Source organism: Paenibacillus plantarum, from assembly GCF_013141695.1.
Classification (GTDB): domain Bacteria; phylum Bacillota; class Bacilli; order Paenibacillales; family NBRC-103111; genus Paenibacillus_E; species Paenibacillus_E plantarum.
The window spans coordinates 13,412-27,938 of sequence record NZ_WHNY01000089.1 but is presented as its reverse complement, the minus strand read 5'-3'; the positions used below and the strand labels follow the sequence as shown (position 1 = coordinate 27,938).

The 14,527-nt window shown below is 45.5% G+C and carries 14 protein-coding genes; 4 read left to right on the top strand and 10 right to left on the bottom strand.

Going from position 1 to position 14,527, the window contains the following annotated elements; all coding sequences use genetic code 11:
* Window positions 1–38 precede the first annotated feature (38 nt).
* The gene (locus GC096_RS35190) at window positions 39–881 is read right to left on the bottom strand and encodes an AraC family transcriptional regulator (RefSeq protein ID WP_171637367.1); all 843 of its coding nucleotides are present in this window, start codon (window positions 879–881) and stop codon (window positions 39–41) included.
* Window positions 882–1,037: 156 nt separating this feature from the next.
* On the opposite strand from GC096_RS35190, the gene GC096_RS35185 reads away from it, so the two are divergent.
* On the top strand, window positions 1,038–2,549 hold the full coding sequence (locus tag GC096_RS35185; protein ID WP_171637365.1) for a sulfatase family protein: 1,512 nt from the start codon (window positions 1,038–1,040) through the stop codon (window positions 2,547–2,549).
* Between the two features lie 65 nt (window positions 2,550–2,614).
* Here the strand turns inward: GC096_RS35185 and GC096_RS35180 are convergent, their stop codons facing one another.
* Window positions 2,615–3,448, bottom strand: coding sequence for a hypothetical protein (locus tag GC096_RS35180; RefSeq protein WP_171637363.1), 834 nt, complete (start codon window positions 3,446–3,448; stop codon window positions 2,615–2,617).
* A complete protein-coding gene (locus tag GC096_RS35175) occupies window positions 3,414–4,142 on the bottom strand; it encodes a hypothetical protein (protein ID WP_171637361.1) in 729 nt (242 codons plus the stop codon). Before GC096_RS35175 ends, GC096_RS35180 begins: the two co-directional genes overlap by 35 nt.
* A 226-nt stretch (window positions 4,143–4,368) precedes the next feature.
* On the opposite strand from GC096_RS35175, the gene GC096_RS35170 reads away from it, so the two are divergent.
* Window positions 4,369–4,635, top strand: coding sequence for a hypothetical protein (locus tag GC096_RS35170; protein WP_171637359.1), 267 nt, complete (start codon window positions 4,369–4,371; stop codon window positions 4,633–4,635).
* Here the strand turns inward: GC096_RS35170 and GC096_RS35165 are convergent.
* The 4 genes from GC096_RS35165 to GC096_RS35150 all read right to left on the bottom strand — a co-directional run bounded on the left by GC096_RS35165 (window position 4,589) and on the right by GC096_RS35150 (window position 8,176).
* Window positions 4,589–5,410 (bottom strand): ABC transporter permease, encoded by an 822-nt coding sequence (locus GC096_RS35165; protein ID WP_171637357.1) that lies wholly within the window; start codon window positions 5,408–5,410, stop codon window positions 4,589–4,591. The genes GC096_RS35170 and GC096_RS35165 overlap by 47 nt on opposite strands.
* Window positions 5,411–5,414: 4 nt before the next feature.
* The gene (locus tag GC096_RS35160) at window positions 5,415–6,224 is read right to left on the bottom strand and encodes an ABC transporter permease (RefSeq protein ID WP_171637354.1); all 810 of its coding nucleotides are present in this window, start codon (window positions 6,222–6,224) and stop codon (window positions 5,415–5,417) included.
* Window positions 6,221–7,270 carry an ABC transporter ATP-binding protein gene (locus GC096_RS35155; RefSeq protein WP_171637352.1) on the bottom strand — a complete coding sequence of 350 codons (1,050 nt, stop codon included), beginning with the start codon at window positions 7,268–7,270 and terminating at the stop codon, window positions 6,221–6,223. Before GC096_RS35155 ends, GC096_RS35160 begins: the two co-directional genes overlap by 4 nt.
* A 141-nt stretch (window positions 7,271–7,411) precedes the next feature.
* Complete coding sequence (locus tag GC096_RS35150) at window positions 7,412–8,176, bottom strand: phytanoyl-CoA dioxygenase family protein (RefSeq protein WP_171637342.1); 765 nt, start codon at window positions 8,174–8,176, stop codon at window positions 7,412–7,414.
* Window positions 8,177–8,343: 167 nt separating this feature from the next.
* Between GC096_RS35150 and GC096_RS35145 the strand changes: the two genes are divergently transcribed.
* Window positions 8,344–9,162, top strand: coding sequence for a helix-turn-helix transcriptional regulator (locus tag GC096_RS35145; protein ID WP_171637340.1), 819 nt, complete (start codon window positions 8,344–8,346; stop codon window positions 9,160–9,162).
* Window positions 9,163–9,463: 301 nt separating this feature from the next.
* Here GC096_RS35145 and GC096_RS35140 read toward each other — a convergent pair whose 3' ends face one another.
* From GC096_RS35140 to GC096_RS35130, 3 genes are all read right to left on the bottom strand, one after another.
* A complete protein-coding gene (locus tag GC096_RS35140; protein ID WP_171637338.1) occupies window positions 9,464–10,294 on the bottom strand; it encodes a carbohydrate ABC transporter permease in 831 nt (276 codons plus the stop codon).
* An 11-nt stretch (window positions 10,295–10,305) separates the two neighbouring features.
* Window positions 10,306–11,202 (bottom strand): carbohydrate ABC transporter permease, encoded by an 897-nt coding sequence (locus tag GC096_RS35135; RefSeq protein WP_171637337.1) that lies wholly within the window; start codon window positions 11,200–11,202, stop codon window positions 10,306–10,308.
* A gap of 80 nt (window positions 11,203–11,282) precedes the next feature.
* Window positions 11,283–12,683 (bottom strand): ABC transporter substrate-binding protein, encoded by a 1,401-nt coding sequence (locus tag GC096_RS35130; protein ID WP_171637335.1) that lies wholly within the window; start codon window positions 12,681–12,683, stop codon window positions 11,283–11,285.
* A gap of 222 nt (window positions 12,684–12,905) precedes the next feature.
* Here GC096_RS35130 and GC096_RS35125 point away from each other — a divergent pair, with 222 nt between their 5' ends.
* Window positions 12,906–14,525 carry a response regulator gene (locus GC096_RS35125; RefSeq protein WP_171637324.1) on the top strand — a complete coding sequence of 540 codons (1,620 nt, stop codon included), beginning with the start codon at window positions 12,906–12,908 and terminating at the stop codon, window positions 14,523–14,525.
* Window positions 14,526–14,527 lie beyond the last annotated feature (2 nt).

Genomic DNA, 14,527 nt, shown 5'->3' with positions numbered 1-14,527 from the left:
GGTGTATCGGCTGCCGGATATTGGTAGCTTATTGAAGATTACCCCCGATAACTTCGTGGTGAGACCCCCATATACGTCGTAAATGCCCGTGTGAAGGCATATAACTCGGAATAACCCAACGAGTAGGCGATTTCTGTTACCGATAACGACGTGGTTTTGAGCAGTTCGGCGCCCTTCTCCAAACGCTTGGTGGCTAAGTACCGCTGCGGTGATGTGCCATACTTCTTCAGAAAGGCCGCATACACATGGGACCGATGGTAGCCAAAATGGTGGGCGGCATCCTCGACCCGTATATGCTCCGTATAGTGCAAATCAAAGAAATCCTTCACCTGAGCGAGCCAGTTCTCTTTCTCTTGGGAGGCTGAGCGATTCGCTTGCAGGTTCATTTTATAAAAAAGATCACTAATTGTCCGCTGTTCGAGATACATATTTTTCTTCGTCCCCGAAATGGCCCCTATCACGCTTCGCAGTGCTTCTCCAACTTCGTTATTCACCATGCCATGTAACCAATACTTCTGTGGCGTTAGGCCAAACTCGGCTGTTAATAACGGTAATTGATTGCCTTCCATAGCTAGCCAAATCATTTTCAACGGCGAGGTACTGTCTTCCGTTTGCATCGTTTCGTATACATAAGGCCGTCCGGGAAATAAGCAAAATAAATCCCCTTCGCTTAATTCAACGGTATGGTCAAGTGAAGTCACCCTTACCTTGCCTTGCACAATCCAATGAAAGCTCGTCTGCTCAATCACTTTGGGCCCTATGTGATACGTGGACTTGGCAATATTCTGACCTGCGCGTACAATCCAACAGCCGCTGGCTGTTTGAAAAGGGTGGGGAATAGCGAACCAAACATCGGCAAATTCCATCTCATACTCTTGCATCTCGGAACTCCTCTCTCCCTCTATTTCTCCTTATCTAATTTTACGAAAAAGTAGACATAATGACAACTTTCTAACATTCTATCATGTTATTTTCTCCCTCGTATTTCTATACTGAACCTAGCATGTAAGAAGAACAAAGAAAGGCGGAAATCCCCCTTGAAAAAACCAAATATTCTACTCATCACAAGTGATCAGCAGCATTGGAACACGATTGGCGCTTTTAATCCAGAGCTATCTACGCCTAGCTTGGATCGACTCGTTCAAGAAGGAACGACATTTACAAGGGCTTATTGCCCCAATCCGACTTGTACACCGACTAGATCTTCCATTATAACCGGACAATATCCTAGCCAACATGGTGCATGGACGCTCGGCACGAAGCTATTGGAAGATCGACATACCGTTGGTGAAGATTTCAAGAAAGCGGATTATCGCACAGCACTGATCGGTAAAGCACATTTCCAACCGCTCAAAAGTACAGAGGATTATCCCTCACTAGAAGCTTATCCAATTCTGCAGGACTTGGATTATTGGAAAGCATTTGACCAACCTTTCTATGGCTTTGACCATGTTGAACTAGCACGGAATCATACGAATGAAGCTCATGTGGGACAACATTATGCGCTATGGATGGAGGAGAAAGGGCTCACGAATTGGCGGGATTATTTCTTAGCTCCGACTGGCACTATGGACCCTAATCAGCTGCATCATTGGGCTATTCCGGAGGAGTTCCACTATAATACGTGGATTGCTGAAAGAACGAATGCACTGCTAGAACAATACAAGGAGTCCGATGATGCCTTCTTCCTATGGTCGAGCTTCTTCGATCCGCATCCCGACTACTTAGTTCCTTCACCATGGGACACGATGTATGATCCAGAGAAGTTGACCATCCCAACCGTCACACCAGGCGAGCACGAGAAGAATCCACCTCACTTTCAGCTCACGCAAGAAGAGAAACCCGACTTTTCCTATTTAAAAGAAAGCGGCTATGGCATCCATGGTTATCACTCACATTCTCATCTGCCAGAAAGTGAGCGCAAGCAACTCGTGGCCACCTATTACGGCATGATCAGCTGCATGGACGCACACATTGGCCGCATTTTGGATCGGTTGGACGAGCTTGGGCTTGCCGAGAATACGATCGTTGTATTCACTACGGATCATGGTCACTTCTTCGGGCAGCATGGCCTCCAATACAAAGGCGGCTTCCATTATGAAGATTTGATTAAACTCCCTTTCATCGTCCGTTATCCGGGTCACGTTCCAGCGGGTAAAACGTCGAATGCGATCCAATCTCTCGTCGATCTCGCGCCTACTTTTCTATCCATGGCTGGCATCCCTGTTCCTTGCTTCATGACAGGCGTCGACCAAAGCAGCGTGTGGACGGGTCAAGCCGAACGCGCGCGCGACCATGCGATTTGCGAGTTCCGCCACGAGAAGACGACTATTCATCAGAAAACATATGTAGATGATCGATATAAGCTAACGGTCTACTATAATCAAACGTATGGCGAACTCTTTGACCTCCAAGAGGATCCGGGTGAAATTCGCAATCTATGGGATGATCCTGATTCTAAAGATTTGAAATCCCGTCTGATGCTTTCCTATATTTGGGCGGAGCTGGGGAAAGAACCGATAGCCATGCCACGGATTTGGCATGCTTAGTTAGTCCTCTCCTAAGACCAATTGAAAAAAGCTCCCGCGAAAAAATCGCTGGGAGCTTCTATGTATTACAAAACCGTTTGAAAACCTGACTTATCGGCATGCTTATATTTAATACCTGAGTCACGCGTCGATATGACCATCATATCACGCCAAATCAGTAGATCCGTCACCTCGGCTTGCGCATTTAACGCGTGCAGGATAATGTTGCCTCTGATCTCGCTCAACTTATACAGCCCCGTATTGGCACACACGTAGACTTCGCCGCGATGCGTGACTAAGCGATTCAAGAACATCCCATCGAACCGATGTTGATTGAATCCGCCATTCTTATTGCCCACGATCAAGCCCCCGCGTTCCGTCGTCCCGACCAGCATCGTGTTGAATACGGCTAAACTAGTCACCGCTTGATGGAGAGGCATACTGCACCAATCTCCCGTAAATAAATCATAGAAGGCAACGCCATCCTCATAGCCCAGGAATATAAAATGAGGCGTCACTAGCAAATCATAAGTTTTCTTCCCTCGGTAGGCCAGCGGCAGCCATTCATCATCATTTCCACAGAGCAACCCGTTCTCCGTGAGAACGAATCGATCACCCCAGCCAATCGCCGCATAACAGGGATCGGTGATGCTCGTTTGCTGCCATATTTCATCCTCTAAATGATATAATCCGTGGCTCGTAGAAGCGAATAACTGCGTCTCCACCCAATCTAATCGGTATACATGAACCTGCGCTGGCAACCCTTCAGATGCGCTTTCCCAGGAACGTAACGGCGAGAACTGGACCACACCATGTCCTTCCGTTCCCGCATACAATACCCCTTCTCGGGATGCGGTCAACGTAGTAAACTTTAGGGACAGCAAGTCATTGGTGGATTGCCAAGTCGAATTTGTTTCCATGAAGTCCGTCCTCTCTGCAGCAGGTACATCTGCGACTTTCCAAATACACATCTTTCACAAGCCTGAGATAATCGAGCGATTGTTCCATTGTGAAATGGTTCGTCTCGATGCGTTGCTGCTTGCCGCTCATCAGATTGACGACGTGAAGCTGCACATGCTTCTCTCCGAAAGCCTTATTACAAAAAACAACCGACATATGTGTAAACAGAGCAAGCGAAGCCGCGCTGTCTTCCATGACAAATTTATGAATTACAACGGATTGTTGTGAAGATTCCATCACTTGAACGATCATGGATAATCCCAAGTCTAACTCATCAATCCATACATCCATGCTTTCAAATAAAAGGATCGGCCACTCGATCCGACTTGTATTCGTCAGAATATGATACAACTGATCAATGACGCGATGTTTAACCTCACTATAAAAGGTATCCGTCCCGAATTTCTGCACTTTATTCGTCCACTTTTTCTCGAATTCATTCTTTAACACATGTTGTGTCCGAGCAGCAGGTGGTAATGTATACCATGCGTTGATCGCGTGATATGCTGCGAATTGGGTAAGCTGCTGCCAATTCAAATCCTGCGTATCTGTCCCACGATCTTCATGAGTAAGGGTATGCAGCCAGCGTTCTAATTGAAAATCCGCAATAACCTGCAAGTTCCCGACGCCAATACCATTCTCGCTATGTTCCATATCGACTAGCCCCCTCATGATGCCGTTCACTCTCGTCACCTATTGATAATCATTTTCATTTAGTCTTCTACAACGAATGATAATGGTTCTCACTATTAATGTCAAGATAAAGGAAAACATTTAGGAGCCTTTTGACAATATGTCAGAAAACGACACCGACTTTCGAGCGACATCGCATCCGAAATGCGTTAATCTATGAAAAATGATTCATAGGAGGCGTACTAGGATGCAAAACTTACAAATCTGCGGATTGGGTTTTATCGTGCTATGTATTATGTACTATCTCGTCATTGATGTTTTCGAGAAGAGTAAGCGCCTCAGACAGACGGCATCCAACTTGCAGGAGCCTCTGACCGCAGTGATGCCTCCTGTTACCATGAAAGTCGCTCCTTCCATTCAGGAAGGTGTGTATCCCATGTATATCGACTGTAGCCGCAACGAACAATTTATCCCGCCACACTCGAATAACGCCTTAACCCCTGCGACCATATAAAATATGCCCCCATTACGACCACCATCGTTACGGCTGGAACGCCCCAAACGGCCCAGCCGTATTGCTCTGGTCGCAATAGATACGCCGCTGGATAGAAGCTGGCCAATGAATAGGGAATGATGTAAGTTAACAACCCACGTAGAATCGGATGAAAGATTTGCATGGGATACCTTGTAAAATCATATAGCCAAGTGACTGGATAAATGAGAGATCGTATCTCCTGAAACCAGAACGTTAATACACTAATCGTTAGTAGAATCGAGAATTGAATAAGAGCACTACATAATAAAGCGATCACGACATATAGCACGCTTAAGAACGTCCAACTCATGTCCAAATGAGACGCCGCATAGCCCATAATTGCAATGCCAGTAATCAATTGGCCGACGCCATTCAATTCTTGCGAGTAGCCTATAGTTTGAAAAAGTACACCGACAGGCCGCACCATCATCATATCCATTCGTCCATTCCGAATGTTGCCTGTTAGCATGAAAGGCGCATTGAAAAAGGTTTGATTCAGTGCTCGACCCGTGGCCGCAAGTCCGAACATAAAGACTAACTCGTTGTAGTCCCAGCCTGCCAACATCGGAATGCGTTTGAAAATGACCGTCAAAAAAATCAGCGTACTTCCCTGCGCAACGATCCCTGCAATGACCGCAATGATCGTATCCGCACGATATGCGACTAACGTTTTGACATACACTTTTAGAAAATGGCCATACATACCTATCAGATACGCTACCTGCTGCATGAAACTTCTCTTTGGTGCCAACATCCTCTCACCCCCCGTTAATCGCTAGTCGCTTCGCCGCTTTCATCCACAACAATCGACTAATAATAATCATAACAAGCGCCCACGCAAGCTGTTCCAATAGCGCATACCCCATATGTACTCCTGTCAGCTTACCTGTATAAATCGATAAAGGAATATAGGCCATTGCTTGAAAAGGTAAATAAGTTAGAATCGTTTGTAAGCTGCTAGGAAAGAAATCGAATGGGATCAACGTTCCTGCGAAAATATCCATCATCGCTCGCTTCGCCAATTGCACCCCGAACGTATTCGTGGTCATGAACGAAATCATCATAATAATCGAGTTAATACTGAACGCCACCAAGAAACCGATGATAAGACTTAATAGAAATGCCGCTCCAGCAGCCAAACTTGGTGGTGATTGAATACCAAGCCCGAAGATCAGCAGCAGAAGCGCGGGAATATTCACCCACAGCATTTCCACTGCAAAAAAGCCTGCGGCTTCTACAAATCGTTGGACTTGGAAGTCCACCGGTCGGATTAGATCCAGCGCAATGTCCCCGGAACGGACGCGTAGCGCCATGGCATAAGTGGGAGCACGTTCTGCGGGTGACCAGCGTGCAAAGTTTATCGTTTGGCCTACCATGACATAGGTAATTAATTGCTCCCAAGGCAACACCTGCCCGCTGCCATACAGATAGATCGCTTTCCACAGCATGTAATAAAGGACACAGAACATGAGCGTTGACACGAGTGTCATGATAAAATCAAATCGAAACTGCATGCGCTGGCGAACCGCAATTCGGGACATACCGCCTAGTCGTTGAAGGGTATTCATGAGCTGACGACCACACCTTCCAACTCACGATTAGGCTCCTGTGGCGAGCTTGCAATGCCTTCCCGATAGATCCGGGAAATTAAGGCGTCAATGTTCTCGTCTTGCATGGTCAGATCACGCGGCTGTGCATTCTCTAACAGATGCTTAAGTAATGTGGACGTATCAATATGATGCTGATCATAGGAAATTTTGAGCACCCGCTCTTCAACGCATGTAATCACATCAAAGCCAATGAATAGCGAAGCAGCCACTTCGGCCAGACTTGCATCTTCGAAGGTAGCTTTAATTTGACGCTCTGTCGCATAATGGTCACGAATATGCTGCAAGCTGCCATCATAAATGAGACGCCCCTTATCAATAATCATCGTCCGGTGACACAACCGTTCAATATCATGCATGTCATGTGTTGTCAGTAGCAGCGTGACGCCTTTTTCCCGATTGATCTTCTCGATAAAAGCACGAATTCGCTCCTTCGCCACAACATCGAGTCCAATCGTAGGCTCATCCAGAAAGAGGATATCCGGCTCGTGCAGCAAGGAAGCCAGGATTTCACAACGCATCCGCTGACCAAGCGAAAGCGTTCTCACCGGTCGATTAAGTAGATGCTCCACTTCGAGAACTTCTGCAAATTCACGTAAATTTCTATGGTATTGCTCCCAAGAAATGCTATACATATACCGTAATAAATCATAAGAATCCTTCACAGGCAAATCAAACAGCAGCTGACTCCGTTGTCCAAATACGACACCAATTTGATAGGAGCTCATCTTCCTGCTCTTATGCGGGATCAAGCCCGCAACCTCAATACTTCCACCACTCGGTTCCAGAATGCCTGTCAACATTTTGATCGTTGTCGATTTACCCGCGCCATTAGGTCCCAGATAGGCAACGCTCTCTCCTTTTTCAATGGAAAAAGAAATATCTTCCACCGCGACCATCTCTCGCTTCTCGGGCTTAATTAAGCTCCGAATCGTGGCAAATCGCCCCGTTCGTCTCACATCGGTTTCAAATGTTTTTCGTAAATGTTTAACCTCAATAAACGACAATGCGCTCTCCCCCTTAGTTGCGATAGTCCGACCTGAATCTCATCCATTATATCAGCGTTTTCCAAATGGAGGTAACTACTTTTTCGCAGTAAGAGAGAAAAGAAGCCCATCATCCGAAGATGACAGGCTACGTAGACTGGTTTAGTAAAGCGGATATTTGACACGCAAATCTTCACGAAACAAGACGCTGGAATCATTGCGGATATAGTGGCACACAAAAGAGCGGCGCCAGCGATCTTTACTGCGATTTTTGTAGGAGGAATGAATAAGCAGCTCATGGAAAAATAAAATGTCCCCTTTTTCCATAACAACTGGAATCTCTTGTGCAAGATCGACACCCTCGGTTTCATCGGTCCAGCTTTCATGTTCTTCGAGATTCGTTACTTTCCCATGTGGCAGCAAGCCTAGCTTGTGTGTGCCAGGAATAACCCATAAACAGCCGTTTTCTTCGTCTACCAGTTCCTCCAAAGCAATCCAAGCCGCAATCATCGATTTCGGGTCATCCTTGATATAATAATAATCCTGATGCGGCGCTTGGCCTGGGGAGCCTGGTTCCTTATAGAAGTACATACTTTGCACACAAACAGCCTCGTCACCCATCATTTGAGCAAGTGCACCACGCACAACAGGGAGCTTCATGATTTGGCGCGAGAAGCCGTCATGTTTATGCGGATTAAATAATCGCACCGAGAACCGGTCCTTATCGTTTACTTCCTGACCGCCCTTTTTGGGAAGTGCCCATTCGGCTATCTCATCTGCTGAGCGGATCGAGTGAATGTGTCCATTAAAGGCATCGACAAGATCTTCACTGCACCCTTTTTTCAACAAGTAATACCCATGCTCATGAAAAAAAGCCAATTCTTTTTCCCCCAACGGTGCCAAACGATCCTTAACTTGACTTTGCATAGCCAATTCCCCTTTCAAATTGTAAGATCGAGCTATATACTTAGCATACAGTCGCGCTCCCATTTCGAACATGGCTGTGATTGACGATTATATATCTGTAATTGATATTCAAACATTTGTGACGAATACCCCTCTCTTTCATTCCATTATTGAAAAGGATCTCGCTCATGACTTCAGAATCCACAATTGACATCCCTAAAGTACGTACTGCAGTAGGCGGAACTGTTGTATACCCACCTGGCAGTCGGTTTGGTCCCCGTGTACAGGCGGATCTGCAACTAGTCTTACTGCACACTGGCGCAATGACCGTGTATATTGATGAGGTTCCACATACGATTCAGCCTGGGCAAGTGATCCTCTTAAAGCCTGGTCATCAGGAACAGTTCTTATTCGCGAAGGAGCAAGAAACTTGGCATCGTTGGATCGCCGTTCATGTTGGTGAGCTTACGGGTCAGCAACGCGACCAATTGGAGCAATTGCCATATACACAAGCTATAAGTGAAGAGATGAATCGCTTAACAGACATCTTGATTTCCTTAAGATTGCGCTACAGTGCGACTTCGGAGCCCCTTTGCAGCCTCGGACTGGCAGCTATTCAGTTATTTATTGCGGAATCGACTAGCACTCATATGCAGCAGTCACACCCTTCGATTCTACATGCGAAGCAATATATCGAGCATCACTTCCATGATCATCTCTCACTGGAAGACATTGCCGATGAAGTCGGGTTGTCCCCTGAACATCTAGTTCGACTGTTTCGTAAACACGAGGGCATCACACCGATTAAATTCGTGTGGCATTATCGCATTCTGCGAGCCAACGAATTACTGATCCAAACCGGCTTAGCCATTGGCGAAATCGCCATGCGCTGCGGTTTCAAGAACTCGTTTCATTTTGCGCGTGTATTCAAAAGCACAACTGGTACTACGCCTTCCGATTACCGACACGGCAATTGGCGGGGAAATGACAAAGAAGCTGATCTGTGATCAGCTTCTTGTCTGTCTGCAACGATCACGGCGTTCGCCGGTAACCGCCGGGCACGTTTAACTGTAAAAACTACAGCTAATTCTCCCTGTTTTCGCATATCCGATCATTTAGATGGATTCTGTACAGTTAATTTCGCCTGATTTTGCTGAAACAGGCGATCATGGGTATATTAGCTGTACTTTTTCCATCTAATCGGCAAAATCCGGCTTTTCTAATGAAAATAGATGGAGGTTTTCCAGTTAAACACCGAGTAACGTGTCCAACATCTTTTATGGCAAATTCATTCCCCCTACTACACCCTTATCCCTTGACCGCACCCATCGTAATGCCTTGTGTAAACGCTTTTTGGAACACGAGAAAGATCGTAATCATAGGAACAGACGCGAGTGCCGCTCCTGCCATCATGATTCCGTAGTTGGTCGTAAATTCACCTTGCATCGTCGCTACGCCAAGCGGCAGTGTCATCATCGAGGTAGACCTCGTCATAATGAGCTGGCTGAAATAGTCGTTCCACGATGCAATGAAAGTAAAGATCGCTAGCGCTCCTAACGCTGGTTTAAGTAATGGTAAGATAATCGTGGAGAATAGTCGGATTTCGGAGCAGCCATCGATCTTCGCCGCTTCAATTAACTCCCCAGGTACAGTCTGAGCGAATTGTTTCATCAAGAACACACCAAATGGCCATCCAATCGCTGGTAAAATAAGTCCATGATACGTATTGACCCAGCCAAAGTCGGCCAACATCGTAAAGAGCGGAACGAGAATCACTTGTTTCGGTAAAGCCATTGCAGCGATGAACATCGTAAAAATGATTTTCCGGCCTGGGAACAGCTTCTTCGCCAGGACATAGCCTGCAGAAGCTGAAACCAGACAGACAGCGAACATTTCAACCAAAGCAATGATGAAACTATTTAACGTCCAGCGCCATACCGGATTCTTAAACAAATCCGCCCAGTTCTGTAAGGTCGGTTTGAGCGGAAACCATTCTGGCGGAATTTGTGTTGCCACCGTTTGGAATTTAAAGGCACCTGTCACAATCCAATAAAACGGAAATATAAAAAACAACGTAGAAAGGATCAATAATAGTGTAGAAAATCCGTTAAATACCCTTTGCCCAGCGTTTACTTTCATGATGTCCCCTCCTAGTACTCAACATCGCTGCCAAAGAATTTAAATTGAATCAACGAGATAACCCCGATAATAATCGCAAGGAATACGCCCATAGCCGAGGCGCTGCCGAAATGACCAAGCACGAAGGCTTGCTCGTACACGCCATACATGACGGTCGAGGTACTATAAACAGGGCCGCCAGAAGTAAGCAATTGAATTAAGGCAAAACACTGAAATGTATTGATCGTCGTGATGACGATAATATAGAGATTGGTCGGCATGAGCATAGGCCAAATAATTTTCAAAAAGATTTGCCACGGGTTCGCTCGGTCGATTTCAGCCGCTTCGATATACGAAGTGGGGATATTTCCTAAGGAGGCCACGTAAAGAATGATAGGCTGACCTACTGACGTTGTGATCAAAACCGCAATAATCGCTAGCAGTGCTGTGCGCTGGTCGCCAAGCCACGAAATCGGTTCAAGCCCAATTAATCCCCCTAAATAGTTGAGAATCCCGTAATTCGGATGATAGATCCATCCCCATACAACCGTAATACTGACGACAGAAGAAACAGCTGGCAAATAAAATACGCCTCGAAAGAATGAACGAGCAAACTCTTTTTTCTTGTAAATGGAAACAGCCACGAATAAAGAGAAAATGATTACGATTGGAACCGTTATAACGACTAACAACAGTGTATTGCGCATCGATTTCAGAAACGTTTCGTTCTGAATCAAATCGACATAATTATCGAATCCTATAAAGTTAAACGTTCGCAAGGAGTAATCGAAGAAGCTAATATAGATCCCTTTTACCATGGGATAGGCAACAAAAAGCAGAAAGAATCCGAGTGCAGGCAATAAAAAGACATAGCTCATAAGCCAATCTCGACGTATGTAACCTTTGGTTTTACGAACCGTTACCTCCATGTTTCTTCCCTCCCTTTCTTTTTTGAGATGAAAAGAGTAGAGTACAATCGCACTCTACTCCCAGTGGACATTCCTCGTGCTTATTTAGAAGCTGCTTGCTCTTTCTTCGCTTTCGCAATGGCCTCGTTCGCTTTGGTTGCAAAGCTATCCAAGGCTTCCTTGCCGGTTGCTGTGCCTGTTAACACACGTTGCAATTCCGGGAACCAGAATGTACGAATTTCCGCATAACCATCAGCAATTGTCGGTGCATCCGTGATGAATTGACGAGCTGTTTCTGCATATTTATATTCGGCATCGCTATAAAGACCGGTAATCGACGTACGTGCTGATAATCCACCAGTTTGAATCAAATTCTTCTTCGCATATTCGGGATCATTCGCGATAAAATCAACTAGCTTCTTAGCTGCCGTAATCTTGTCTACGTTTCCATTGTTAAACACGGCCATACCGCCCAAATACGGCTCAAGCTTAGGCTTAGATCCATCTAATGTCGGGAATGGCAGCAGAATATCTTCGAATTGCACCTTTTTGAGCGGAACGTTCTGAGCTTTAAGTACAGCTGAATAGTTGAGTGTAAAGGCTAATTTACCTTGCAAGAATAAATCGTTAACATCCGCTGCTGCCAAGGAAGCAGAACCGGACACACTGATTTTATCCTTCGTGGCCTTAGCTACCCAATCCAATGCTTTCGCAGCATTGTCCGTATTAATAGCTACTTTGGAGTTATCTTCACTCAAGAATCTTGATACCCCTAAGTTGGCAATATAGGCGCGAGTCCCTTGATCACCAGCTGTACTTTTCGCGAAGAAGCCCGTTGGAATAATCTCCGGTGCTTTCTCTTTCACAGCTTGAAGCGCTTTCTCATATTCAGCTACTGTCCACGTCCGATCAGGGCGACTTAGCGGTAGCAAATCAAGAGCACCAATTTTCTCGAATACCGTCTTATTCACGGCCATCATGAAAGGCGCCGTATTAATCGGATACATATAAATCTGATCGCCAACCATGGATTGCTTCCATAGCGCAGGCGTAATATCTTTCTTTACTTCTTCGGTAACGATGTCATTCAGCGGAGCGAGTAACTTCTTCTTCCCCCAGTCGATAATACGTCCCGGAGCATCATAAATCACATCTGGCGCCGAGTTCGAAGCGATGGCAACGTTCAGCTTTTGCGGACCACCTTCAAAGGTAATCATCTCTAGATTGACTTTAATTTCTGGATGCTTCTTGTTAAAAGCTGCAATAATCTGCTTCTCATATTTCCCAACTTCCCCATCCAGCGGTTGAAAGTTCGGGAAGTTCCACCACGTAATTTCGACTGGCTTCGCAGCCACCGGACTTGGTGATACTGTTTTACTCTCGGCAGTACTCGTGGCTGTGTTCGCTGGTGTATTCGTAGATGAATTGGTACATGCAACTAACTGCGACCCGACAAGAGCAACGCCGATCAATGTCATTAATCCTTTTTTCATAGCCCTCATTTGAGCACCCCCGTTATTGTTTGTGGAATAAACGTGCTTCGTTTCATTCCGTGCACTAAGCATACGTGATATTGAAATCGGGGAGAATCCCCGTATCTTTACATTCATAGTCGTATTCTGACCTGTTCGTTTTCTAGCAAATGAGAGCCTCATTTCCGATAATTTTAATGTTATACTTGAATTACCGCACGGTTTCAAGTCCTAACAAGCTGGGGGAACTTCATGTATAAACTACTAATTGTCGAGGATGAACCTCTAATCAGAGCTGGCTTGCAGCACTATTTTGACTGGACAGCGCTTGGTGTCACTATGATTGTTGAAGCTGAGAATGGCAAGGAAGGCTGGCTCACAGCGATACATGAGCAACCTGATCTGATCATTACCGATATACGCATGCCCGAAATGGACGGACTTCAGATGATTGAACACATTCGAGCGACACTCCCGGATACCCTCTTTATTATTTTGACTGGTTTCAATGATTTTGAATATGCCCAAAAGGCGATTCGTCTTGGCGGCGTTCATGCCTTTCTGTTAAAGCCACTGGAATATGAAGAAAGCTTTGCAACTATTCTTAGCTGTATGGCGACACTTAAACAAAGGCGAAATGAACGGACCCAACGTATCGATTTAGAACAACAAGCCAACGAAAACAAAAGCTATAAAAGCAACCAGCTAGTCAAATTTTTACTCGAGGACGAGCATGCAGCTTGGGAGGAAGGCGTACGCCAACAACTCAATGATTTCGATCATTTGTCGATTTGGTATCAACCTTTTGTGGTAACCTGGTTACCTTCAAATCCCTCTCAAACTATCGAAAGAAAAGAGTTCCAACAACACGCTGAACGCATCATTCGGACGACTTTAGACACGATGTCTAGCTCCAGTATTCCCATACAACTATTCTTATATATAGATAAAACCAAATGCCATGCTGTAGCGGTATTGGATGATCAACTAAGTTCGTACGATACCGATCATGTCTCACTTCGAGCTTGCGATTCCAACGTTTTCATGGCTATTGGCAAAAGGACGACAGATAGCTCGCAATTAACACAGTTGCTTCGTCTAACGGATCAAGCGCTATATCAACGCTACTATCAGGACAAGCGACAGATCTTCTTTCCGATCGCAGCCAATGAGTCACCGACTCGTGCCAAAGATTCACGTTTACTTCTTGAAGAAGCGGATAAGAACCGTATCATTGCCTCTCTTGAAAGCGCTAATCCTACGGATATCGAGCAGCTGATGCAACGACTCGCACATGACTTGCGCATACATCTGCCCCACACTTCAATGGATCGTGGATTCGCTTTCATTCAAGAAATCATCTCCACCACCGTTCGATTCGCCCACCGGAATGGCATTCCTGTCGAAGGCGTCTACAGTGAAAAACTGCTAAAGCTTACGTGTGTCGATGATTTCCCAACGATTGATGCCCTATTCAACTGGCTAGCAGCTTGGATGGTGCAAGTCAGCGCAGTATACCGAGATGAGTTCTCTTCAACGAATCACCAGGATGTGCTTATTTTTGAACATATTGAAGCTTATATTAAAGAGCATATCGACCAAGATATTACGCTGCAAATGGTAGCAGATCGTTTCTTCTATAATCCATCGTATTTAAGCCGTATTTTCAAAAGAAAACTAGATAAGAACTACATGAGGTTTGTAACCGAAATTCGCATCCACTATGCGCAAGAATGCTTGAAGAAGCCAGAGTACTTGGTGACGGATGTGTGCACGATGTGCGGGTATAAAAGCTACAAGCATTTCGTCAAAACCTTCCGAAGCATTACCAATATGACGCCATCCGACTATCGGAAGAAATGGGGGTGGTAGAC

Coding starts and splice junctions, on each gene's coding strand:
- GC096_RS35190 (WP_171637367.1), bottom strand. CDS start 881: ATGCAAGAGTATGAGATGGAATTTGCCGATGTTTGGTTCGCTATTCCC.
- GC096_RS35180 (WP_171637363.1), bottom strand. CDS start 3,448: ATGGAAACAAATTCGACTTGGCAATCCACCAATGACTTGCTGTCCCTA.
- GC096_RS35175 (WP_171637361.1), bottom strand. CDS start 4,142: ATGGAACATAGCGAGAATGGTATTGGCGTCGGGAACTTGCAGGTTATT.
- GC096_RS35170 (WP_171637359.1), top strand. CDS start 4,369: ATGCAAAACTTACAAATCTGCGGATTGGGTTTTATCGTGCTATGTATT.
- GC096_RS35165 (WP_171637357.1), bottom strand. CDS start 5,410: ATGTTGGCACCAAAGAGAAGTTTCATGCAGCAGGTAGCGTATCTGATA.
- GC096_RS35160 (WP_171637354.1), bottom strand. CDS start 6,224: ATGAATACCCTTCAACGACTAGGCGGTATGTCCCGAATTGCGGTTCGC.
- GC096_RS35150 (WP_171637342.1), bottom strand. CDS start 8,176: ATGCAAAGTCAAGTTAAGGATCGTTTGGCACCGTTGGGGGAAAAAGAA.
- GC096_RS35145 (WP_171637340.1), top strand. CDS start 8,344: ATGACTTCAGAATCCACAATTGACATCCCTAAAGTACGTACTGCAGTA.
- GC096_RS35140 (WP_171637338.1), bottom strand. CDS start 10,294: ATGAAAGTAAACGCTGGGCAAAGGGTATTTAACGGATTTTCTACACTA.
- GC096_RS35135 (WP_171637337.1), bottom strand. CDS start 11,202: ATGGAGGTAACGGTTCGTAAAACCAAAGGTTACATACGTCGAGATTGG.
- GC096_RS35130 (WP_171637335.1), bottom strand. CDS start 12,683: ATGAGGGCTATGAAAAAAGGATTAATGACATTGATCGGCGTTGCTCTT.
- GC096_RS35125 (WP_171637324.1), top strand. CDS start 12,906: ATGTATAAACTACTAATTGTCGAGGATGAACCTCTAATCAGAGCTGGC.